This window comes from Streptococcus sp. M143, from assembly GCF_000162495.1.
Lineage (GTDB): Bacteria > Bacillota > Bacilli > Lactobacillales > Streptococcaceae > Streptococcus > Streptococcus dentisani.
Window position 1 is genome coordinate 694,361 of the sequence record NZ_GG730097.1, and the last position, 22,203, is coordinate 716,563.

Sequence of the window (22,203 nt, forward strand, 5' to 3'; positions counted from 1 at the left end):
ACTTCTTTTTATGAATCAACCACTACTATTATCTCAATATCAAGCTTCAAGCTAGTGCCGAGAACTAATTTGAACAAGTTTAAAAAATATCGAAAAGAAGCTTGATATTGAGAATGGTCAAGATGATTGAAACTGCGTAACCTAGGATGGTATTCCACTTGGCATTGGTGAATTCTCCCATCAGTGACTTCTTAGAGGTCAGATAAATTAAGGGGAAAATTGAAAACGGAAGAGCGATTGACAGAAAAACCTGTGAATAGACCAATAACTGATCCAAGGTTTTTTCTTGATGTCCAAACAAGACGGCTACAATAATCACAGGGAGCAAGGCAAAAATACGGGTACCGATACGGATAATCCACTGAGGCAATTTCAGATGTAAGAAACCTTCCATGACAATCTGTCCCGTTAAGGTACCTGTAATGGTCGAATTCTGGCCACTTGCTAAGAGGGCTAGGGCAAATAAAGTTGACAGAGTTGAACTAGCTATCGCTCCTGCTATTGTCGAATCCTGTAAAGCATTGTACATTTGGGAGAATGCCGAAATTTCAGATGCATGCCCAAAAAAGAGAGAGGCCCCTAAAATAAGAAGCAAGGAATTGACAATAAAGGCTAGGGACAGCTGGATATTTGAATCCCAGGTCATAAAACGCACGGCTTTTCGAACATCCTTCTTATCTTTGTGATTGATTTTCCTTGTCTGGGATAGGGATGAATGAAGATAGAGATTATGGGGCATGACTGTCGCTCCTACAATTCCTAGAGCCAAGGTCAATTGGCTTTCATGACCTGGCAATGGTGTTTCAAATAATGTAGGAGTCGGTAAATAACCACTAAAGATTCCCTGGATACTTGGATTGGATAAAGCTACCAGATAGGTAAAGATGGCTAATATGGTTAAAATAAGGGTCGTAACAATGGCTTCAATTTTTTTGAAGCCAAATTTCATCAACAACAACAAAAGAAATACATCTAAAACAGTTAAGAGGATAGCGACCATAATCGGTATTTTAAATAAAAGATTTAAGGCAATCGCTGAGCCTAGAACCTCAGCTAAGTCTGTCGCCATTAAAGCTAATTCTAAAATCACCCAAAGACTATAGCGAAGCCATTTGGGAGCATGATGAGCTGTTGCCTGTGCTAGGTCCATCCTAGTCACGATACCGAGCTTTCCAGCCATCTGTTGCAGCTGCATGGCAATGATGGATGAAATTAAAATAACAAATAAAAGACTGTACTTGTAGGAGGCACCACCAACCACACTGGTAATCCAGTTTCCAGGATCCATATATCCAACTGCTACAAGGGCTCCAGGTCCTAAAAATGCTTTTAGATTTTGCCAAAAATGATTGTTATTCGGAGTTTCAATAGATTGGTTGATCTCAGAAAGAGAGACTTTTTTGTAAGAAGACATCGGAATTTAACACTTTCTAATCTGTCTTTACCTATTTTCTTAATGGATTTTTTGAAAATATCATGAAAATAGTTTCCTATTTCCAATTCTTCCTTATTATATCACATTTTGGAATGATTCTTCAGGAAAGAATGATAGTTGAAATAAGCAAGATCTATATTGCAAAAAGCCAGCGTTTTCTACGCTGACTTTTTAACTGTAAAAATTTTTTCTCAACTAGATTGCTTCTGTGACAAAACTACGGCTTTCCAGCACTTTGAGCATGGCATTGGCTGTGTCTAGGGCTGTGAAGAGTGGCACCCCGTGTTCAATGGCTGAACGGCGGATTTGCTCTCCATCTTCGTCAGCAGTTCGTTTTGTTCCAACAGTATTGATGATCGCTTGGATTTTTCCTTTGCGGACAAAGCTTGGAATGTCCTTCTCATCGTCACCAATCTTACCAACAGGTTGGGCATGTAGTCCATGACTGGCAAAGAAGGCTGCAGTTCCTTCTGTCGCAAGGATACCGTAACCGATATTTTGGAAACGTCGAGCCAAGTCCAAGGCTTCTTCTTTGGCATCATCTGCGATGGTAAAGACTACATTTCCAAAGGTTGGCAAATGTAGATAAGAAGCTTCAAAGGCTTTATAGAGAGCTTTTTCGAGAGTCGTATCAGAACCCATAACTTCCCCTGTTGACTTCATTTCAGGACCGAGCAAGCTATCTACCTTAGCTAACTTGGTGAAGGAGAAGACTGGCGCCTTGATATGAACGCGTGTACTTTCAGGGTAAAGTCCATCTTGGTAGCCAAGTTCTTCAAGACTTTGCCCAAGAATGAGCTTGGTCGCTACCTGAGCCATAGGAATATTAGTTACCTTAGAAAGGAATGGAACCGTACGGCTGGCACGCGGATTGACCTCAATAACGTAGACTTTTTCATCCTTGATGACAAACTGAATGTTCATCATTCCGAGACAGTTAAGGCCGATTGCAAGACGTTTGGTGTAGTCTGCGATAGTTTCCTGAACCTTTTGCGACAAGGTTTGTGGTGGGTAAACGGCCATTGAGTCACCTGAGTGGACACCGGCACGTTCGATGTGCTCCATGATACCAGGGATGAGGACATTTTCTCCGTCTGAAATAGCATCGACTTCGCACTCTTGCCCAACGATGTAAGAGTCAACAAGGACTGGGTGGTCTGGACTAGCCTTAACAGCGGTACGCATGTAAGAACGAAGGTCTTCTTCGTTTTCCACGATTTCCATAGCACGTCCACCTAAAACATAAGATGGGCGAACTAAGACTGGGAAGCCAATCTTGCGAGCTGCAAGCACTGCTTCTTCTTCATTGGTAGCCGTTTGTCCTGGTGGCTGTGGAATATCCAAGTCTTTAAGAGCTTGCTCGAAGAGGTCACGATCTTCGGCGCGGTCTAGGTCAGCGACTTGTGTACCAAGGATGGTCACACCTGCTTTTGCCAAAGGCTCCGCAAGGTTGATGGCTGTTTGACCACCAAACTGAACGATAACACCTTTTGGTTGCTCCAAGTCGATAACATTCATGACATCTTCGAATGTCAATGGTTCAAAGTAGAGCTTATCAGATACAGAGAAGTCCGTAGAAACGGTCTCTGGGTTTGAGTTCATGATAATAGCTTCATAACCAGCAGCCTGGATAGCCTTAACTGAGTGAACAGTTGCGTAGTCAAACTCAACCCCTTGACCGATACGGATTGGACCTGAACCTAGGACTAGAACGGATTCCTTATCAGACTTGATAGACTCATTTTCCCAACCATAGGTTGAATAGAAATATGGAGTTTCTGATTCAAATTCTGCGGCACAGGTATCAACCATCTTGTATACTGGAACAATCTTGTTTTCCAAGCGAAGGTGGCGAACCTGGCCAGCTGTCGTTTCCCAGAGTTCAGCAATCTTACGGTCTGAGAAACCATTAAGTTTGGCAGTTTTCAAGATTTCTAAATCTTGTGGATGGGCACCCAATTCCTGCTCAATTTCAAAGATGTGCAAGAGTTTATCTAGATAAAAGATATCAATCTTAGTCAATTCAGCAATTTCTTCTGGTGTGTAACCACGGCGAATGGCCTCTGATACGTAGAAGAGACGATCATCTTGGGCCTTGACAACCTTTTCAATCAAGGCATCATCCGAAACAGATGCAAGTTCAGGCATTTCATTGTGGTGAACCCCAATTTCAAGTGAACGACAGGCTTTTAGAAGAGATTCCTCGATGTTACGACCAATGGCCATGACTTCCCCAGTCGCCTTCATTTGGGTACCTAAACGGCGTTCTCCCTTTTCAAACTTGTCAAATGGGAAACGTGGAATCTTGGCAACGACGTAGTCGAGGGCTGGCTCAAACATAGCGTAGGTTGAACCTGTAACTGGGTTGATAACCTCATCCAAGGTCAAACCGACAGCAATCTTGGCAGCCAATTTGGCAATCGGGTAACCCGTCGCCTTAGAAGCAAGGGCTGAAGAACGCGATACACGAGGATTTACTTCGATAACATAATACTTAAAGCTGTGCGGATCAAGGGCTAGCTGAACGTTACATCCACCTTCAATCTTGAGGGCACGAATAATGCTCAAGCTCGCGTCACGAAGCATTTGGTTTTCATAGTCTGACATGGTTTGCGCAGGGGCAAATACAATGGAATCTCCTGTGTGAATCCCAACTGGGTCAAAGTTTTCCATGTTACAAACAACCAGAGCATTGTCAGCTGAGTCACGCATGACTTCGTATTCGATTTCCTTGAAACCTGCAATGGAACGCTCAATCAAACATTGGGTAACAGGTGACAGTTTCAACCCATTTTCAGCGATTTCACGCAATTCTTCCTCGTTGGCACACATACCACCACCAGTACCACCAAGTGTGAAAGCTGGACGAACAATCACTGGGTAGCCGATTGATGCCGCAAAGGCAACAGCTTCTTCCACTGTGTTGACAATTTCAGATTCTGGGATTGGTTGCTCAAGCTCTTCCATCAATTGTTTAAAGAGGTCACGATCCTCTGCTTGGTCGATGGCAGACAATTTAGTACCTAGTAGTTCGACACCAAGCTCATCTAAGATACCATTTTTAGACAATTCCATGGCCATATTGAGCCCTGTTTGCCCACCAAGAGTTGGAAGCAGAGCATCTGGACGTTCCTTACGGAGAATACGTATCACAAACTCAAGTGTAATCGGTTCAATATAAACCTTGTCCGCAATCTCCTTGTCCGTCATGATAGTGGCAGGATTTGAGTTCACCAAGACAACCTCATATCCTTCCTCTTTCAACGACAAGCAGGCCTGGGTCCCCGCGTAGTCAAACTCAGCAGCCTGACCAATAATAATCGGACCAGAACCAATCACCATAATTTTTTGAATATCAGTACGTTTAGGCATTTATAAGATATTAAGGGCGTCAAGCGGACAAAGCTAAAATAGGAGTTATGACGAAGAACTATCAGTTCTAGGAATAACTATCTTTTTAGCACCGTCCGTAGCCCGTATTCAGTTCAGAAAATACGGACCACCCTTCTCCTTTCTATTCGGCAACTCTCAGGTTGCCATTAAATAAATTCTCCAACGATTTTTTAGCGAAACGATACTTTTCGGTAAAAAATCTAGTGCAGGGAGTTTTTAGTTCGCACAATAGCGACTAAAAGAAACGACCTGCCTTTCTATTCGTCGCCTCACAGAGCGACATTAAATAAATTCTCCGATGATTTTTCAATAATAAATCGAGTGTAAAAATTTTCATCATCTCATTGCTCAACTAAAAGAAAGGACTTGCCTTTTTATTCGACAAGCCTCTGACGGAGTTTCCTATATCAGCGATTAGCAGATTTAAACGACTCCATCATTTCGATAAATTCATCAAAGAGATAGCTTGCATCATGCGGTCCTGGAGCTGCATCTGGGTGGAATTGCACAGAGAAACCTGGTTGGTATCTGTGACGCACACCTTCAACTGACTTGTCATTGATTTCTTCATGGGTAATAATCAAATGCTCTGGCAAATCCTCACGGCTAACCGCATAACCATGGTTCTGGCTAGTAAAGTCTACTCGGCCTGTTGCAATTTCACGCACCGCGTGGTTAAATCCACGGTGACCAAACTTCATCTTGTAGGTCTTAGCACCATTTGCCATAGCAAAAAGTTGATGTCCCATACAGATACCAAAGATCGGAATTTTCCCTTGCACACCACGAATCATATCGAGTGCCTGGGGGACATCTTCTGGATTTCCTGGACCATTTGACAACATGACCCCGTCAGGATGGAGATGGAGAATCTCTTCTGCTGTTGTTGTGTATGGAACAACGGTCACGTTACAGTTACGCTTAGATAGTTCGCGTAAGATGGAGTGTTTGAGACCAAAGTCTACCAATACGACACTCAATCCAACTCCAGGAGCAGGATAAGCTGTCTTAGTAGAGACTTGCTTGATATTATCTGTCGGTAGAACTGTCGCTTGGAGCTGGTCTATGATATGGTCCATCGTATCACCAACATGCGTAAGGGTTGCACGCATGGTACCATGCTTACGGATAATTTTTGTCAAAGCCCGGGTATCAATTCCTGAGATACCTGGTATTTTCTTCGCTTTCAAGAATTCATCCAAGGTCATTTGATTGCGCCAGTTGCTGGCTCTACTCGCTTCTTCAAAAACTACTACTCCCTTGCAGGTAGGAGTGATTGACTCGTAGTCGTCACGGTTAATTCCATAATTTCCCACCAAAGGGTAGGTAAAGGTTAAGATTTGTCCATTATAAGACTGGTCTGTAATGGATTCTTGGTAACCAGTCATCCCTGTGTTAAAGACGATTTCCCCTGTTACATCAATATCTGCTCCGAAGGCCTTGCCTTCAAATACTGTACCATCTTCTAATACTAGAAGTCGTTTTTTCATCTACTCACCTCTCGTTGATGCTCTCAGACATCTTTTAACGCTTTGTGCCTTATTTTGCTTTTCTGTAGGCCAGCACAGATTCTAAAATTGCCATTCTGACAAAGACACCGTTGGTCATTTGCTGAACAATACGTGATTTCGGTGCTTCTACCAAGTGATCAGCGATTTCCACGTCACGATTGACTGGAGCTGGGTGCATAAGGATTGCTTTTTCTTTTAGGCGGTCATAGCGTTCTTGTGTCAATCCATGCTGGTTATGATAGTCTTCTTTTGAAAATCCTGTCACAATTTCATGACGTTCATGCTGCACACGAAGAAACATCATAACATCTACTTGATCAATCACCTCATCAATTGATACAAATCGACCGTAATGTTCAAACTCCTCACTTCTCCATTCCTCAGGACCTGCAAAGTAAAGCTCCGCTCCCAAGCGTTTAAGGATTTGCATATTAGACTTAGCTACCCGTGAGTGGTTGAGGTCGCCAGCGATAGCCACCTTAAGACCTTCAAAATGTCCAAATTCTTCATAAATTGTCATCAAATCAAGCAAACTTTGGCTAGGGTGTTGCCCTGAACCGTCCCCACCATTGATAATCGAAGTTGTGATGGTCGGGCTAGCAATCAATTCTCTGTAGTAGTCCACCTCTGGGTGACGAATGACACAGGCATCCACTCCTAGCGCAGACAGCGTCAAGATCGTGTCATAGAGTGTTTCACCCTTATTCACTGAACTGGTCTTCACATCGAAATCCAAAAGATCAAGTCCAAGTTTCAGTTCTGCTACCTCAAAGGATTTGTGGGTACGAGTTGAACTTTCAAAGAAAAGGTTGGAAACGATATGTTGTTCCTCATAAGAAGCACTCGCTCCGTTTTTAAATTCGATTCCTCGTTTAATCAATTTCATTACTTGTTCTACAGTAAGGTCTTCCATAGAAACGACATGTTGTAAAGCTTGTTGATTTTCTGACATTTTTTTACTCCTTTTAGTGTTTTAGGCTTGTTCTGTGATTAGTACTCTGTCTTGTCCATCTAGTTCTGTCATCTCTACGATAATTTCTTCAGAACGACTGGTTGGGATGTTTTTTCCAACATAGTCCGGACGGATTGGAAGTTCTCTGTGGCCACGATCAACCAAGACTGCCAAACTCACACGAGCAGGGCGACCATGGCTGACGATGTTATCAATAGCTGCACGAATAGTACGACCAGTGTAGAGTACATCGTCGACCAAGATAACTTCCCGATCTGTCACATCAACAGAGATTACAGAGGTATCTTCTCCACTTTTAACATCGTCACGGAAAGGCTTGGTATCCAGTTCTACCACTGGAACTGAAAGAGATTCTAACTGTTCCAAACGTTCTTGGATACGGCGAGCGATAAAGACACCTCGCGTTTTAATACCAGCCAAAACGATTTTATTCAAATCTTTGTTTCGCTCAATAATCTCGTAGGTAATCCGAGTAATCGCTCGTTTGACGGTCAATTCATCTACAACTTCTTTTGTCCTCATGACAAACCTCCAAAAAGAAAAGTCTCCTTCTACAAGGAGACTTGAAATGTATAGCCAAGCGAGCCCAACTGTAAACAGTATAGACTTCACCCTTCTACTTTATCGCGCTCCTTGCCTGCCTCACGGGACAGGTTTAAAGGAATATTTTATTGTTATTACTATATCACAAAGAAAGGATCAATGCAAGAAAAAAACATAAAATTTTCATCTTATAACGAACTAAAATCATATAATTGTGGATAGTGATCGCATTCTGGGTTCTTTGGGTGACAGATAGCCCGTCCAAAGTAAATCATAGCTTGATGGGCTGACAACCATTTCTCTGGAGGCAGAACATCCATGACACGTTTTTCTACTTCGAGGGGCGTAGCTGATTTTTTAACGATATCGTGATGCTTACAGATACGCTCAACATGAGTATCAACTGCAAAGGCTGGAATTCCAAAGCCCACACTCATGACTACGTTGGCTGTTTTGCGTCCAACACCTGCTAGGCTTTCTAATTCCTCTCGAGTCTGAGGCACTTGACCATCAAAATCGTCTAGTAACTGTTGAGCACATTTTTTAAGGAATTTAGCCTTATTTCGATACAGTCCCAGACGAGAAATGTATGAAGCAATTTCACTTTCAGTCGCTACAGACATGGCTTGTGGCGTTGGAAAAGCAGCAAAGAGACCTGGTGTAGCCTTATTTACCGCAGCATCTGTGGTCTGGGCTGACAGCATCACTGCAACCAAGAGTTCAAAATGATTGGTAAAATCAAGACTAGGCTTAGCATCTGGGAAAAGGGCAATAATTTCCTCAATGACATGACGAGCACGTTTCTTGGATAAAACCATCTACTCGTCTCCATCAAATAGTCCTTGCAAGCCAGCAAATGGACTGTTTTCTTCTTTCTTGACTGCTTGTTGGGTCTGGTATTCTTCCTCAGTCATGATTTGCCAGTCATTTCCAGACACAAAACCTTGTCCCGCCTCTTCTTCTGCTGTTAAGACTTTGATAGGAATATTGAGCAAGATATTATCTGCTACGCTCTCAGCAAGGTCGATTTCCCCATTTTCAATAGGCAAAACCAAGTCATCATCTAAAACTTCTTGGTCCAGTTGGTTGGTCGCTCCTTCCATGAAGACCTCTGTGACTGGATAAGACTCTGCCAACTCAACTGGCTCCATACTGCGGCTGGAAGCAAGAACGATGGTATAAGATAACTGATAATCTAGGAAATACATACGGTCTTCGTACTGGACCTTTCCCACTGCTAGGATATCTTTGACATCTAAAATTTCTTGATTACGGGTACGTAAGTCTGCGACAAGGTCTAAAGTTTGTTCAAAGTGTAGGCCTTCAGGCTGCTTACGAATTTCTTGAATATTTAACTTCATATTTCCTCCATAAAGATGTACTCACTTGATTATACCATGAAAAGGCTACAAGTCAGCCTTCCAAACTTTGATATTAAAATCTCCTTTTTAACATATTTACTATGACATATTTTCTGTTTAGTGCTATACTATAGGCAAGAATACATTAGAGCAAGGAGGATGCTCACATGGAAGACAAGGCACTCATCACTGAAGCTTACCAACTACTTTCCGAGTTAAATCAAAGTTTCCAAAATTGCAAACAAGGTACAGCCGATGATTTCCGTCTACAAGAACTGCTGAACAGCACTCTCAAGGAACTTAAAAAAGTGGAAAAGCTTGACAACAGTATCTTAATCGACCTTGAGAAATTCTACCAACGTACCAGTCTACTGATTGGACTAGGTAGCCTAAAACTAAGCGATCAAGCACGCACCGCTTGGCGGAACTATGACAAGTTCCATTACGAGCATGTCAGACACGTACTGACTCTCTATGGACCTGTTTTCGGATTTTAGAGTTTATAATTTTGGATTTACTATTGACAAAATTTCCTGAAAGGTATAGGATAGAGGTACTAATACTCGGAGGTAAGGGAGACATGAACAACTAATCTATCAAATAAAGAACTTTATTTAGTAGATCTTGTTTTTGTCTCTTTTTGTGTGCTCTTTTATGCTCTTTTTCTGGCATTTTATACTCAATGAAAATCAAAGAGCAAACTAGGAAGCTAGCCGCAAGCTGTACTTGAGTACGGTAAGGCGACACTGACGTGGTTTGAATTTGATTTTTGAAGAGTATTAATAGAGTTTTGGACAGTGACTTTGGCTCTACTAGATAAAGTAGAGCTTTTTGTTATGCACTATCGACATTCTAGAAAGGGAAACAATATGATAAAAATCAATCATCTAACTATCACGCAAAACAAAGATTTACGAGATCTTGTATCTGACCTAACCATGACTATCCAAGACGGAGAAAAGGTTGCTATTATTGGTGAAGAAGGAAATGGTAAATCGACTTTACTACGAGCTTTAATTGGGGAAGCATTACCTGATTTTACTATCAGGGGCGACATCCAGTCTGATCTTCAATCACTGGCCTACATTCCTCAAAAACTCCCCGAGTTTCTGAAAAGTAGGACTCTCCATGACTACTTCTTTTTGGATTCTGCTGATTTAGACTACAGCATTCTTTATCGTTTGGCGGAGGAATTGCATTTTGATAGCGATCGTTTTGCTAGCGATCAAGAAATTGGGAGCCTCTCGGGGGGCGAAGCTTTGAAAATTCAGCTCATCCACGAGTTAGCAAAACCTTTTGAGGTTCTGTTTTTAGATGAACCTTCAAATGACCTAGACCTTGAGACAGTTGATTGGCTAAAAAGACAGATTCAAAAGATTAGGCAAACTGTTATTTTCATTTCCCATGATGAAGACTTTCTTTCTCAAACGGCTGATACTATTGTCCACTTGCGACTGGTCAAGCATCGGAAAGAAGCGGAAACGCTAGTCGAGCATTTAGACTATGATCGCTATAGTGAGCAGAGAAAGGCTAATTTTGCCAGACAAAGTCAGCAAGCTGCTAACGACCAGAGAGCCTATGACAAAACCATGGAAAAACATCGCCGAGTTAAGCAAAATGTAGAAACTGCACTTCGAGCTACCAAAGACAGTACTGCCGGTCGCCTATTGGCTAAAAAGATGAAAACTGTTCTCTCTCAAGAAAAACGTTTTGAAAAGGAAGCTCAGTCCATGACCCAAAAACCACTTGAAGAGGAACAAATCCAACTTTTCTTTTCAGACATCCAACCATTACCGGCTTCTAAAGTCTTAGTCCAACTGGAAAAAGAAAATTTGTCCATTGGCGAGCGCATTTTAGCTCAAGAGTTACGACTAACGGTCCGTGGCCAAGATAAAATCGGTATCATCGGGCCAAATGGTGCTGGAAAATCAACTCTGTTAGCCAAGTTGCAGCAACTACTAAGCGCCAAAAGAGAGATTTCACTTGGTTTTATGCCACAAGATTACCATAAAAAACTACAATTGGATTTATCTCCAGTAGCCTATCTCAGCCAAACTGGGGAAAAAGAGGAACTACAGAAAATCCAATCTCACCTAGCCAGTCTCAATTTCAGCTATCCAGAGATGCACCACCAAATCCGCTCCCTATCTGGCGGGCAACAAGGTAAACTCCTACTTTTGGATTTAGTGTTGCGCAAACCAAACTTTCTCCTTCTGGATGAGCCTACCCGAAATTTCTCACCAACTTCCCAACCCGAGATCAGAAAACTATTTGCCTCTTATCCTGGCGGTCTGATCACTGTTTCACATGATCGACGTTTCTTAAAAGAGGTCTGTACGAGTATCTATCGTTTGACAGAAAATGGTTTGGAAGTCGTCGATTTACAAGATTTATAATTTTTGAACATAGCAAAAATCCAGAGAAATCTCTCTGGATTTTTTTTTACATGTGTTTCAAGCGTTCGATTCGTTCTGAGATAGGTGGGTGGGTATAAAAGAGTTTTTGAAGCCCGCCACCTTTCTTAGGATCATTGATATAAAGAGCGCTGCTGGCATCGTCAACATGGTGATGCATCGGCTCGCTATTGTCCAACTTGCGCAAGGCATTGATCATCCCTTGAGGATTGCGGGTCAGCTCCACACTGGATGCATCCGCTAGAAATTCCCTCTGACGGGAAATGGCAAGCTGCACCAAGGTTGCTGCGAGAGGTGCTAGAACAATGGCTAAGAGAGAGATAATAAGCATGATAATCTCCAAACCATTTCCATCGCGATCATTATCACTCCGTCTGCGACCTGCCCCACCCCACCACATCATCCGTCCTGCCATACTAGACAGAAGGGTAATGGCACTTGCAAGGGCAACAGCAATGGTCGAAATGCGGATATCGTAGTTTCGGATATGACTGACTTCATGCCCCATAACAGCTTCTAGCTCCTCACGATTCATGATAGCTAAGAGACCCGACGTTGCTGCTACTGCGGCATTCTGCGGATTCGAACCTGTTGCAAAAGCATTTAAAGAAGAATCCTCAATGATGAAAACACGCGGCATAGGAATCTGAGCGACCATGGCCATATCTTCCACTACATGGTAGAGGTCTGGCGCTGTTTGCTCATCAACCTCATGCGCCCCATTCATGGACATGACAATCTCTGTTGATTGAAAGATCATGGTCAGAGCGTAGATAAGACCTATAATCAAGGCAATAATCATGCCGCCAAGACCTGAACGCATAAAGAGATAGCCAACCGCATAACCAACCAAGGCCAAGAGAAGGAAGAAAACCAGCAACAAAATCCAAGTTTTTCGTTTATTGCTCGCAATTTGATCAAACAACATCTTAGTCACCTAAACCGCTAAAGTCAACTTTAGGAACTGCCTTTTCCTCTTCAGGTGTTTGAAGGAAGTCTGCAGCTTTAAAGCCAAATAGTCCTGCGATGATGTTACTTGGGAAGCTTTCAAGTTTTACATTGTAGTTGCTGACAACACTGTTGTAGAGTTGGCGAGAGTATGAAATTTTATTTTCAGTATTGGTCAACTCCTCTTGCAATTTAACAAAGTTTGCACTAGCTTTCAAGTCTGGGTAATTCTCTGCTACTGCAAAGATACCAGAAATCTGGCGGGTAAGGGCATCACTGGCCTTCATAGCTTCAGCTGGTGAAGTTGCTGTAGCTACTTGTCTACGAAGTTCTGTTACTTTTTCCAAAGTAGAACCTTCATATTTCGCATATCCTTTGACTGTTTCAATCAAGTTTGGCAAAAGATCATTTCGACGCTTCAACTGAACATCGATCTGGCTCCAAGCCTCCTTGGTTTGCATACGATTTCTAACCAAACCGTTATAGCTAACAATCACAAAAATAACAATCAGAGCCAAAACTCCAAGAATAATCCAAATCATAATCTTTTTCCTTTCTGCTTTTAGATTACTACCAGTATATCAAAATTTTAATGAATATGGTAAAATAAGATGATACTAGAGAAGGAAACTACTATGAAACCAGAAACATTTTACAGCCTACTAGCTGAGCAAAATCTTCCACTTTCGGACCAGCAAAAGAACCAATTTGAACGCTATTTTGAGCTCTTGGTCGAGTGGAATGAAAAAATTAACCTGACCGCTATTACAGACAAAGAAGAAGTTTATCTCAAACATTTTTATGATTCGATTGCTCCCATCCTGCAAGGTTTAATTTCAAATGAAACTATCAAACTTCTTGATATCGGAGCTGGGGCAGGATTTCCTAGTCTTCCTATGAAAATCCTCTATCCTCAGCTAGATGTGACCATCATTGATTCGCTCAATAAGCGCATCAACTTCCTTCAGCTTTTGGCTCAGGAGTTGGATTTGGATGGTGTTCACTTCTACCATGGACGCGCTGAAGACTTTGCCCAAGACAAGAACTTCCGTGCTCATTTTGATATGGTGACGGCTCGTGCGGTTGCTCGCATGCAGATCTTGTCTGAGCTGACCATTCCCTATCTTAAAGTCGGCGGAAAACTATTGGCACTCAAGGCCAGCAACGCGCCTGAGGAATTGTTAGAAGCTAAGAATGCCCTCAATCTCCTTTTTAGTAAAGTTGAAGACAATCTCAGCTACGCCCTACCAAATGGAGATCCGCGCTACATCACAGTGGTAGAAAAGAAAAAGGAAACACCAAATAAATATCCACGTAAGGCTGGCATGCCCAACAAACGCCCGCTTTAATCCTATCAATAGCGCACCCTTGTTTAAAGTTGAGTAAAAATGATTTACAAAATCATTCCTCGCTCTTTTATTTCTAGACTCGGGAAAAAATGATTTACAAAATCTGCCTCGCTCTTTTATTTCTAGACTCGGGAAAAATTCGTTTACAAAACGAACCTCGCTCTCGCATTTCCGGGCTCGGGAAAAAATGATTTACAAAATCATTTTTTTCTGCTATACTATCCTAAGCAAAGGTTTTTAATGTCATCCCGTGAGGTGACGAAGACGCAGAAATATATGAAATTCTTTAATGAGATACCCCTCTCTTTAAAGAAGTCTTACTCTGAGAGCCTGTTGCTGTAAAATAATGGGCTCTTTTTTGATGCCCAAAAGTGAGGTTTATATGAAACAAGAATCAACTGTTGATTTGTTACTAGACGTTGACCAACGTCCTTCAGCTGGAAAAGGAATTCTCCTTAGTTTCCAACACGTTTTCGCCATGTTCGGTGCGACCATCTTGGTACCATTGATTTTGGGAATGCCTGTATCTGTTGCTCTCTTTGCATCAGGTGTTGGAACACTCATCTACATGATATCAACTGGCTTTAAAGTTCCAGTCTATCTCGGATCATCCTTCGCCTTTATCACGGCCATGTCTCTAGCTATGAAAGAGATGGGTGGTGACGTCTCTGCTGCTCAAACAGGGGTTATCCTGACTGGTTTGGTCTACGTCCTTGTTGCTGCTGGTGTTCGTTTTGCAGGTACGAAATGGATTGACAAACTCTTGCCTCCAATCATTATCGGTCCTATGATCATCGTTATCGGTCTCGGACTTGCAGGTTCAGCAGTTACTAACGCTGGACTTGTAGCGGACGGAAATTGGAAGAACGCTCTTGTAGCTGTCGTGACGTTCTTGATTGCCGCCTTTATCAATACAAAAGGAAAAGGTTTCCTTCGTATCATTCCTTTCCTCTTTGCCATCATCGGTGGGTATATCTTCGCTATGATGCTTGGTTTGGTTGACTTTACTCCAGTCCTTCAAGCTAACTGGTTTGAAATTCCTGGTTTCTACTTGCCATTTAGCACTGGTGGTGCCTTTAAAGAGTACAACCTCTACTTTGGTCCTGAAACAATTGCCATCTTGCCTATCGCTATCGTAACAATTTCTGAACACATCGGTGACCATACCGTCTTAAGCCAAATCTGTGGCCGTCAGTTCCTGAAAGAACCAGGTCTTCACCGTACACTTCTCGGTGACGGTATTGCAACATCTGTATCTGCTTTCCTCGGTGGACCAGCTAATACGACTTACGGTGAAAATACAGGGGTTATCGGAATGACCCGTATAGCTTCTGTCTCAGTTATCCGTAACGCAGCCTTTATCGCAATTGCACTTAGCTTCCTTGGTAAATTCACTGCCTTGATCTCAACAATCCCAAGTGCTGTACTTGGTGGGATGTCCATCCTTCTCTACGGAGTTATCGCCAGCAACGGTTTGAAAGTCTTGATCAAGGAGCGCGTTGATTTTAGTCAAATGCGTAACCTCATCATTGCTAGTGCTATGTTGGTTCTTGGGCTTGGTGGAGCCATCCTCAAAGTAGGACCAGTTACCCTTTCAGGTACTGCCCTATCAGCTATGACAGGTATCATCTTAAACCTGATCTTACCATACGAAAATAAAGACTAGTCATCTATACACACAAAATCCACTCAGTTGAGTGGATTTTTCTGATTCTTACCTTCCCCAAGCAATCAAGAGATACATGAGGCTAGAACCAAACATGTCTGCCAGAGCATGCATGAGAAAGAACGGGAGGAGATTTTTCACCTTATATTTGTACAAAAAATAATAGAATAAGCCATAAACTACACCAATAACCAGCGTCCATACTAATCCTTGATAAGTGTGAAAAGAAATCCGAATGAGGGTAGAATAAAACAAAACCCGCCACTTGTGCTTTTCTTTCACTGAGGTCAACAACCCTAGAAAGAAAAACTCTTCATAGAAGCCATTTAGCAAGGCATAGGCAATTGCCATCGGACTAAGCACTAGGAACTTCCGTATAACTTCCATGGGATCTATGTGGGCAAAAAGGGCTGGATTAAAGTAATTGTATTCACCAGTTAGTGTCGTCACCAAGTCTCCAAACAATCCCACAATGGCAAATATAAATGGAACCCAAAAGAGAAGGGACCAGGTCCAACGAATAGGAAGCTGATTGAAATCATAATTCCGAATCAAAAGGTAAAGCAAGGCCAAGGTCAGAAATATCACTTGCAGAGTGAAGTTGCTCGAATAGGCTGCTCCTTCGCCGACAGTATTACTTGCCGTATCCATTGTAGTTGACAAACCTGTCGGAAACATACTTGATAAAAAGAGCTCCGTTGAACGAATGATAAACAGGCCAAACATTAGAACTGTAATAATCAGAATATCAAACCATCTCAAGTAGCGCAGGGGCTTAGTTGGGTGAATGCTTTGTAAAATTTTCATATCTCCTCCTTCTAGCAGTTAAAGATTGGTTTATTGTAAGAAAAGAAACTTAAAATTTTATAAAATTCCACTCCCATTCCTTATCCTTGATCAGTATTTCGATAGGATATTCAAAACAACCACTTTTTACGAGTAACTAGTTTCTCATTCAACCTTCTGTTTGTTTTCTATCAACAAATCTTTCAAAGAAATGATGGTTACCGCAAGTAAAATCATAGCCATACCGACAAAATCAATCGCATAGAATTGCTCCTTCATAATCAGAAAGGCAAAGAAAACAGCAGAGATGGGCTCTATGGAAGCCAATAAACTAGACTTAACTGGTCCTATCAGACTAGCTCCTTTTAGAAAAGCGGTGTAGGCAAAGACAGTTCCGATAATGATAATCCCAGCAAATGCAAAGAGAAAATCCAAGCTGGTCGGTATGTTAGCCTGCAAAACTCCTGTGAAGGGAATAGCCACAACACCAGAAATAACCATGCCCACACCAATCACCAAAATACTTCCCCACTTCTTAATCAAAACGATAGGAAGGATGATATAGAGGGCATAGGTCAAGGCAGAAAAGAGCCCCCAGAAAAGACCAACAGGGGTGACAGACAACTGGTCGAGTTTCCCGTGCGTCGCAATAAGAAAAGTTCCTCCTATCGCCAATCCAATCGAAATAATCTCAGCCAGAGTTGGTGCCACCCTGTCCTTGATACAAGTATAAATCAAGATCCCAACAGGACATACATACTGGAGAACCGTCGCCGTTCCAGCATTGGTTTCCTGAATGGCGGAAAGATAGGCAAACTGGTTTAAGAAAAGTCCAAACACTGCAAATAGCAACAGAGATAGTAGACTTTTTTTGTCTTTTAAAAAAGCAAAGAGTTTATCCTTTGCAGTCACATAGGTTAAAAATACCAGAGCTAATCCTGCTATGATGAGTCGCAAATTAGTCAAGACTAGAGCGGAAATCCCATGTGCCATCAGGTATTGGCCACTGGTTCCAGACAAGCCCCAAGCAATCCCTGCCACTACTGTATATAGAGTTCCTTTTACGGTTTTTGACATGCTTCCCCCTACTCTTCCCTACGAATCATATCCATGACTTGGTTTCGATCAACTATCCACTGGGCACGCTCATCCTTCTCATACGTTCGATTGGATAAAAATATAGCGGCTTCCTGTTTCTCTCGATTCCACATGATGAAGGTACCTGTATAGCCCGTATGGTCGAGCCAGGTTCCCTCCAGATTCCAAGCTAGCGAACGCTCCTTATCATCTAAGGGAGAAAAATTACTGATCAAATCTGCAGCAAAATCATCTTTCAAGTAATGTTCCAGAAAGATTTGCAAATCCTTAACAGTTGAAAATAAGCCTGCACTTCCAGCGTGTTTTCCTAAAAGACGAGCCTTAGGATCATGAACAATACCTGCCTCTACTTCTCTCACTGTGGGTACAGCAAACTCAACGGGGCCAAACATCGTTTCCTTCATCCCCCATGGTTCCAAAACTTGTTCTTCTATAATCTGATCCAAGTCTTGTTCAAAGATTTTTTCTAAAAGAAAGCCCAAGAGTAAAAAGTGAACATCCGAGTATAGGAAGGCTGTCTGACTTCGTCTGTTGAGGTGAAACATGGCTTCTCTTAACTCCTCAGCACTTAACTGGTCCCGATTGAGTATAAAAGGATCTAGGTCTGTTGCGTGGGTCAGAAGTTGCCGTATAGTAATATCTGGGTAATCACACTCAACTAAAAAATCCGTTACCGGTCGATCAATATCTAACTTGCCCTGCTGCCACAAGAAGGTAAGAACCGTCCCCACTCCCACAACCTTACTCACACTAGCTAGGTCATAGACCAGTCCCAACTCTGTTTTCAAACCTTTCTCAGGGTCACTCAATCCTAGATAAGACTCTTTCCATTCACCATCCTTATAATACGCAAAAGAGGCCCCGGGATATACCCCTGCCTCAATTTGATCTTCTATTTTTCTTTGAATTTTTTTCCAACTTCATGCTTCTTCAAACCACAATTCGATGTTATTGGTATCTTTCCCAAGGAAGAATTTTTCAGACTTGGGAACAAAATAGCCTGTCTTTTCAAATTTCTGACGAAGACTAGTTAAATCTAGATCCTTTACCAAAAATTTCAGCATAGACAAGTCCCAAGTGACGTTGTTTTCAACAGCTAAATCTGGACCTTGCCCTTCCGTAAAGGTGATAACTGTCCCCACTTTTTCAGGATCGAGTATACTCTCCGTCCCCTCAGGCAGACGCAACTCCATAGAAATCTCAAATTGACTCAAGTATTTTATACTTTTATTTGAAGAAAATTCAGGAACAGTTTTCAGTGGAACCAAATCTCTTATATCATTTTCCGCATGAACAAGAATCACATCCTGTTCAGGAGAAACAATCTCAAAAGCATAACCACGGCTTCCTTTAAACAGGCGAGGAAGAGACTCCATCTGATAGAGAAGAGCCTCTATTTCTGAAGGATTTTCTAATTTGATCAAGAGTCTAGCTAGTTTCTTAAGCCCTTCAACTCTCCGAGTTCGCATACTGGGAGCCTCTTCGAGAATCAACTTCTCAACACCTGATTGGTCACCAAGTGAAAGGAAAGCAGATTCTTCTAATAAGGGCTTCATCCCAAGAGTTTCAATGTAAAATTTTTCATTTAATTTTCGATTATTGACCTTCAAAGTCGGAATAATTTGTATCATTTGATTTGCATTCATAGCTTCCTCCAACTCTTTTATTTTAAAGGATTTTAGGACTTTTTACAAGCTATTCCACTTAAATTCTAGAATTTTTTACAAAAATTTCCGATAAAAAAACTGAGATTCCCCAGTTTCGTTTCTTATAGGTAAAGTAGTTTGAATAGTGCTACTGCTGCAATACCCGCTGCAATTGGAGCTACAACTGGAACCCATGCATACCACCATTTTGAATCACCCTTGTGTTGACCAAGAACTGATTTTGGAAGGAGTTCGTGAAGAAGACGTGGTCCGAAGTCACGAGCTGGGTTCAAACCAGGTCCAGTAGGTCCACCAAGTGAAGTTACCAAGGCCATCACTAGGAAACCAAGTGCCAAGTGAGCAACTGAAAGTCCAGCAGCTGTGTGTGGTGCTACTTGAGCTTTTACTGCCAATTCACTTAAGTCAACAGTTTGACCAGCTTGAGTAGCCATTTGTTTCATGTATTGAAGAACCTCAGCACCGAAGAAGTTTTTAGTCAAACCTAGTGCTGCAAAGAAAAGAACAAATGAACCTACAAACTCATTGAGGAAGCCGTTAACAGTAGCTGCAAAACGTGATTCTTTTGTACCGTGGTCGATGCTTGAAATCGTTGAGAAGGTACCCAAGATATTGTTTGGGTTTTCTGTTTTCAAGTAGTATGGACGGTGAGTCGCTACAACCAAAGCTTGACCAAAAATTGCCCCCAAAACTTGTGCTAGAATGTAAAATGGTACTTGATCCCAAGAGAAAAGTCCGCTAACAGCAAGTCCAAGAGTGAAAGCTGGGTTGATGTGGTTACCAGAAACGTTACCGAACATCAAGGCCGGGATCATAACCCCCATACCATAACCAACAGCGATAACGAGCCAGCCACTTTGGTGACCTTTCGTACCTTTAAGTTCAACGTTGGCAACTGCACCATTTCCAAGAATGATCAAAATAGCAGTTCCCAAAAATTCAGTAGCATATTTAATAGCCCATGTAAAATCCATTTGATAGATTCTCCTTAATTTTTTTTAGACAATCCTTATTCTATCAATTTTTAGGCCTTTTCGCAACCGATTTTCTAAAAGAATCTCTGGAAAACGCTTTATTTAACTTATCTTTAAGAAAAGGACAAAAGAAGTCTAACTCCCTTCATCCTTTTTGTTACTCTTGACGTTGACCAAAGTCTGCAATCATCTGCTCCATCTCTTGGCGACTTGAAGTGGTCAGCATATAAAGGTAGTCTCCTTGTAGCTCTGCGAAGGCTGCTGGCATGATTTTCTTGACCTTAAATTGCTGACTGTATTTGGCAAGAAGGTCCTCTTCTGAATAAACATAGTTGGCATTGGCACGACGTGATGTAGCTAAACAGTATTGAGGTTCAAACTCTGATACTGGGAACTCTTCTCCTGCGACAATAGCTGCATAACCACGGTAGAGATCCAAGGAGTGAGCGAAGTTATAAACATCAATGGTAAAGCCACCTGCAGGACGGTTATTGTACTCAATGGCAATGTAGTCGTCCCCGTCACGGAAAAACTCGATATGGAAAAAGCGTTCTCTCATTCCAAATTCCTTGACTATGGCCTCACCATACTTGCGCAGTTTGGGATCCATATCCTTAAGCACATAGTAGGAATTGTCCATCTTATAAATCATGAGATCCAGTGGTGTGTGGGCATAATCGAAAGTCGTTGAAAAGACGATATTGCCATCCTTGTCCACAAGCCCGTCAAAGGTACAAATTTCGCTAGAAGTGACAAATTTTTCAAAGAAATAAACGGTCGAATGATCCCATTCTTCCTTGAAGTGATGGATATCGTCTTCTGTCTCAAGCTTAAAGGTCGCTGCTGCTCCCACTCCATTGTCAGGTTTGGCAATCATTGGTAGACCAATCGTCTCAACTGCTTTATCCACATCTGCTTCTGTCTGGATAACAGCGCCAGGTACCACAGGTACACCTGCTTTCTGGAAGAGTTTCTTCATCTCAGACTTAAACTTGGTTTTTTTAAGATCTTCGGGTTTGGCACCAAAGACATTAAATTGCTCACGAAGGGCTGCGTCTAGCTCAAGCCAGTATTCATTGTGGGACTCGATGCGGTCGATTGGACCATGCTTGTAGAAAAGGAAGGCTACTGCACGTTTGACTTCGTCTATGTTCTCAAGATTGTCCACACGGAAATACTCGGTCAAGCTATTGCGCAAAGGTTCATCTAGTTGTTCGTAAGGCTCCTGACCAATTCCCAAGACTGTGATGCCTTTATTAGCTAGCTCGATTGTAAACTGTTGGAAGTTTTGCGGATAGTAGGGAGAAATAACAAGGTAATTCATAGGCAACTCCTTTTATAGATACAGGTGTCCAAGAAAATAAGGCATTTGTTTACGCCACCATTCCCAGTCGTGGGCGACATCGTGTCCCCATTCAGCAAACCATGCTGGAATTTGTTTCTGGTCAAAGGCTTCTTTGAGCTTGTAGAAAGATGGTAGACCGTCTTGTTCCCAGGCACCAAGTCCCGTACAAACGACAATCTCCGCCTGACGGTAACGATCGATAAACCATCCGTCGTTTTGATTCCAGATATAATCTACTGGCGAATTTTGATAAATAGCATCATCATTGTAGTAATCGCCAACAAAGAAACGTGCGTCATAAACACCACTGAGAGCAATCACCTTGGTAAAGACATCTGGATGCTGGAGGAAGAAATTAAGTGCATGGTAGGCGCCCATTGAGCAACCTGTCGTCATCATACCATCAAACCAACCTGTCTTATGCTTGATAAAAGGAATCGCCTCCTCAATTACATAACGTTCGTAGGCACGATGCATCTCTGCCTGGTCATGACCATTTTTCCAAGTAGCCAACCAGCTCTCACTGTCCACACTGGATAACGTAAAGAACTGGACACGCCCTTCCTCGATAAAGGAAGCACAGGCATCAATCATGCCAAAATCATAGTATTCATTGTGACTGCCACCAGATGAAGCAAAAACAACAACTGGAATCCCAGCATGTCCATAACGGTTGAGGTACATTTCACGATTAAGATTGCCACTCCAGTGGCTGAGGTTTTCAATATGCATTGGCTTTCTCC

At 42.1% G+C, this 22,203-nt stretch carries 20 protein-coding genes; 4 read left to right on the forward strand and 16 right to left on the reverse strand.

Annotated elements, in window-relative coordinates; all coding sequences use genetic code 11:
- Positions 1 to 79: 79 nt before the first annotated feature.
- From HMPREF0850_RS10060 to HMPREF0850_RS10090, 7 genes are all read right to left on the reverse strand, one after another.
- Complete coding sequence (locus HMPREF0850_RS10060) at positions 80 to 1,414, reverse strand: Nramp family divalent metal transporter (protein WP_000100516.1); 1,335 nt, start codon at positions 1,412 to 1,414, stop codon at positions 80 to 82.
- Positions 1,415 to 1,630: 216 nt separating this feature from the next.
- Positions 1,631 to 4,807, reverse strand: coding sequence for a carbamoyl-phosphate synthase large subunit (gene carB / locus HMPREF0850_RS10065; RefSeq protein ID WP_009014042.1), 3,177 nt, complete (start codon positions 4,805 to 4,807; stop codon positions 1,631 to 1,633).
- 428 nt (positions 4,808 to 5,235) lie between these two features.
- A complete protein-coding gene (locus tag HMPREF0850_RS10070) occupies positions 5,236 to 6,318 on the reverse strand; it encodes a carbamoyl phosphate synthase small subunit (protein ID WP_000746721.1) in 1,083 nt (360 codons plus the stop codon).
- Between the two features lie 49 nt (positions 6,319 to 6,367).
- Positions 6,368 to 7,291, reverse strand: a complete 924-nt coding sequence (locus HMPREF0850_RS10075; RefSeq protein WP_001293859.1) for an aspartate carbamoyltransferase catalytic subunit — start codon at positions 7,289 to 7,291, stop codon at positions 6,368 to 6,370.
- Between the two features lie 21 nt (positions 7,292 to 7,312).
- A complete protein-coding gene (gene pyrR / locus HMPREF0850_RS10080) occupies positions 7,313 to 7,834 on the reverse strand; it encodes a bifunctional pyr operon transcriptional regulator/uracil phosphoribosyltransferase PyrR (RefSeq protein ID WP_001259298.1) in 522 nt (173 codons plus the stop codon).
- Positions 7,835 to 8,043: 209 nt separating this feature from the next.
- A complete protein-coding gene (gene nth, locus HMPREF0850_RS10085; RefSeq protein WP_000244439.1) occupies positions 8,044 to 8,673 on the reverse strand; it encodes an endonuclease III in 630 nt (209 codons plus the stop codon).
- Positions 8,674 to 9,216 carry a YceD family protein gene (locus tag HMPREF0850_RS10090; protein ID WP_000773203.1) on the reverse strand — a complete coding sequence of 181 codons (543 nt, stop codon included), beginning with the start codon at positions 9,214 to 9,216 and terminating at the stop codon, positions 8,674 to 8,676. It lies immediately after the preceding gene.
- 167 nt (positions 9,217 to 9,383) lie between these two features.
- Between HMPREF0850_RS10090 and HMPREF0850_RS10095 the strand changes: the two genes are divergently transcribed.
- On the forward strand, positions 9,384 to 9,713 hold the full coding sequence (locus HMPREF0850_RS10095) for a hypothetical protein (RefSeq protein WP_000389556.1): 330 nt from the start codon (positions 9,384 to 9,386) through the stop codon (positions 9,711 to 9,713).
- A gap of 339 nt (positions 9,714 to 10,052) precedes the next feature.
- On the forward strand, positions 10,053 to 11,612 hold the full coding sequence (locus tag HMPREF0850_RS10100) for an ATP-binding cassette domain-containing protein (protein WP_009014043.1): 1,560 nt from the start codon (positions 10,053 to 10,055) through the stop codon (positions 11,610 to 11,612).
- 46 nt (positions 11,613 to 11,658) lie between these two features.
- Here HMPREF0850_RS10100 and htpX read toward each other — a convergent pair whose 3' ends face one another.
- Together htpX and HMPREF0850_RS10110 are read right to left on the reverse strand one after the other, a co-directional pair.
- A complete protein-coding gene (gene htpX, locus HMPREF0850_RS10105) occupies positions 11,659 to 12,558 on the reverse strand; it encodes a zinc metalloprotease HtpX (RefSeq protein WP_000895751.1) in 900 nt (299 codons plus the stop codon).
- Between the two features lies 1 nt (position 12,559).
- The gene (locus HMPREF0850_RS10110; protein ID WP_000637804.1) at positions 12,560 to 13,120 is read right to left on the reverse strand and encodes a LemA family protein; all 561 of its coding nucleotides are present in this window, start codon (positions 13,118 to 13,120) and stop codon (positions 12,560 to 12,562) included.
- A 93-nt stretch (positions 13,121 to 13,213) separates the two neighbouring features.
- Between HMPREF0850_RS10110 and rsmG the strand changes: the two genes are divergently transcribed.
- Positions 13,214 to 13,927, forward strand: a complete 714-nt coding sequence (rsmG, locus tag HMPREF0850_RS10115) for a 16S rRNA (guanine(527)-N(7))-methyltransferase RsmG (RefSeq protein ID WP_000801952.1) — start codon at positions 13,214 to 13,216, stop codon at positions 13,925 to 13,927.
- Positions 13,928 to 14,309: 382 nt separating this feature from the next.
- Entirely contained in the window at positions 14,310 to 15,593 is a 1,284-nt protein-coding gene (locus HMPREF0850_RS10120) for a uracil-xanthine permease family protein (RefSeq protein WP_025168397.1), read from the forward strand.
- Between the two features lie 48 nt (positions 15,594 to 15,641).
- Here the strand turns inward: HMPREF0850_RS10120 and HMPREF0850_RS10125 are convergent, their stop codons facing one another.
- The 7 genes from HMPREF0850_RS10125 to HMPREF0850_RS10155 all read right to left on the reverse strand — a co-directional run bounded on the left by HMPREF0850_RS10125 (position 15,642) and on the right by HMPREF0850_RS10155 (position 22,192).
- On the reverse strand, positions 15,642 to 16,400 hold the full coding sequence (locus HMPREF0850_RS10125; RefSeq protein WP_000698660.1) for a CPBP family intramembrane glutamic endopeptidase: 759 nt from the start codon (positions 16,398 to 16,400) through the stop codon (positions 15,642 to 15,644).
- Positions 16,401 to 16,544: 144 nt separating this feature from the next.
- A complete protein-coding gene (locus tag HMPREF0850_RS10130) occupies positions 16,545 to 17,456 on the reverse strand; it encodes a DMT family transporter (protein WP_000048002.1) in 912 nt (303 codons plus the stop codon).
- Between the two features lie 8 nt (positions 17,457 to 17,464).
- Positions 17,465 to 18,385: a serine hydrolase domain-containing protein gene (locus tag HMPREF0850_RS10135; protein WP_029705075.1), complete on the reverse strand. Its 921-nt coding sequence runs from the start codon at positions 18,383 to 18,385 to the stop codon at positions 17,465 to 17,467.
- A 12-nt stretch (positions 18,386 to 18,397) separates the two neighbouring features.
- Positions 18,398 to 19,123 (reverse strand): CppA N-terminal domain-containing protein, encoded by a 726-nt coding sequence (locus HMPREF0850_RS10140; RefSeq protein WP_000993345.1) that lies wholly within the window; start codon positions 19,121 to 19,123, stop codon positions 18,398 to 18,400.
- Positions 19,124 to 19,245: 122 nt separating this feature from the next.
- Positions 19,246 to 20,115 carry an aquaglyceroporin Gla gene (gene gla, locus HMPREF0850_RS10145; protein WP_000348109.1) on the reverse strand — a complete coding sequence of 290 codons (870 nt, stop codon included), beginning with the start codon at positions 20,113 to 20,115 and terminating at the stop codon, positions 19,246 to 19,248.
- 157 nt (positions 20,116 to 20,272) lie between these two features.
- The gene (locus HMPREF0850_RS10150) at positions 20,273 to 21,439 is read right to left on the reverse strand and encodes an ATP-grasp domain-containing protein (RefSeq protein WP_001108608.1); all 1,167 of its coding nucleotides are present in this window, start codon (positions 21,437 to 21,439) and stop codon (positions 20,273 to 20,275) included.
- Positions 21,440 to 21,451: 12 nt separating this feature from the next.
- Positions 21,452 to 22,192, reverse strand: a complete 741-nt coding sequence (locus HMPREF0850_RS10155) for an esterase family protein (RefSeq protein ID WP_000546816.1) — start codon at positions 22,190 to 22,192, stop codon at positions 21,452 to 21,454.
- Positions 22,193 to 22,203 lie beyond the last annotated feature (11 nt).

What these genes read in the sequence shown, in the direction of transcription:
- HMPREF0850_RS10090 (WP_000773203.1), bottom strand. Translation starts at nt 9,216, where the DNA reads ATGAAGTTAAATATTCAAGAAATTCGTAAGCAGCCTGAAGGCCTACAC.
- HMPREF0850_RS10125 (WP_000698660.1), bottom strand. Translation starts at nt 16,400, where the DNA reads ATGAAAATTTTACAAAGCATTCACCCAACTAAGCCCCTGCGCTACTTG.
- HMPREF0850_RS10060 (WP_000100516.1), bottom strand. Translation starts at nt 1,414, where the DNA reads ATGTCTTCTTACAAAAAAGTCTCTCTTTCTGAGATCAACCAATCTATT.
- nth (WP_000244439.1), bottom strand. Translation starts at nt 8,673, where the DNA reads ATGGTTTTATCCAAGAAACGTGCTCGTCATGTCATTGAGGAAATTATT.
- HMPREF0850_RS10075 (WP_001293859.1), bottom strand. Translation starts at nt 7,291, where the DNA reads ATGTCAGAAAATCAACAAGCTTTACAACATGTCGTTTCTATGGAAGAC.
- HMPREF0850_RS10100 (WP_009014043.1), top strand. Translation starts at nt 10,053, where the DNA reads ATGCACTATCGACATTCTAGAAAGGGAAACAATATGATAAAAATCAAT.
- gla (WP_000348109.1), bottom strand. Translation starts at nt 20,115, where the DNA reads ATGGATTTTACATGGGCTATTAAATATGCTACTGAATTTTTGGGAACT.
- HMPREF0850_RS10150 (WP_001108608.1), bottom strand. Translation starts at nt 21,439, where the DNA reads ATGAATTACCTTGTTATTTCTCCCTACTATCCGCAAAACTTCCAACAG.
- HMPREF0850_RS10140 (WP_000993345.1), bottom strand. Translation starts at nt 19,123, where the DNA reads ATGAATGCAAATCAAATGATACAAATTATTCCGACTTTGAAGGTCAAT.
- HMPREF0850_RS10070 (WP_000746721.1), bottom strand. Translation starts at nt 6,318, where the DNA reads ATGAAAAAACGACTTCTAGTATTAGAAGATGGTACAGTATTTGAAGGC.
- carB (WP_009014042.1), bottom strand. Translation starts at nt 4,807, where the DNA reads ATGCCTAAACGTACTGATATTCAAAAAATTATGGTGATTGGTTCTGGT.
- HMPREF0850_RS10110 (WP_000637804.1), bottom strand. Translation starts at nt 13,120, where the DNA reads ATGATTTGGATTATTCTTGGAGTTTTGGCTCTGATTGTTATTTTTGTG.
- htpX (WP_000895751.1), bottom strand. Translation starts at nt 12,558, where the DNA reads ATGTTGTTTGATCAAATTGCGAGCAATAAACGAAAAACTTGGATTTTG.
- HMPREF0850_RS10095 (WP_000389556.1), top strand. Translation starts at nt 9,384, where the DNA reads ATGGAAGACAAGGCACTCATCACTGAAGCTTACCAACTACTTTCCGAG.
- HMPREF0850_RS10130 (WP_000048002.1), bottom strand. Translation starts at nt 17,456, where the DNA reads ATGTCAAAAACCGTAAAAGGAACTCTATATACAGTAGTGGCAGGGATT.
- HMPREF0850_RS10120 (WP_025168397.1), top strand. Translation starts at nt 14,310, where the DNA reads ATGAAACAAGAATCAACTGTTGATTTGTTACTAGACGTTGACCAACGT.
- pyrR (WP_001259298.1), bottom strand. Translation starts at nt 7,834, where the DNA reads ATGAGGACAAAAGAAGTTGTAGATGAATTGACCGTCAAACGAGCGATT.
- rsmG (WP_000801952.1), top strand. Translation starts at nt 13,214, where the DNA reads ATGAAACCAGAAACATTTTACAGCCTACTAGCTGAGCAAAATCTTCCA.
- HMPREF0850_RS10155 (WP_000546816.1), bottom strand. Translation starts at nt 22,192, where the DNA reads ATGCATATTGAAAACCTCAGCCACTGGAGTGGCAATCTTAATCGTGAA.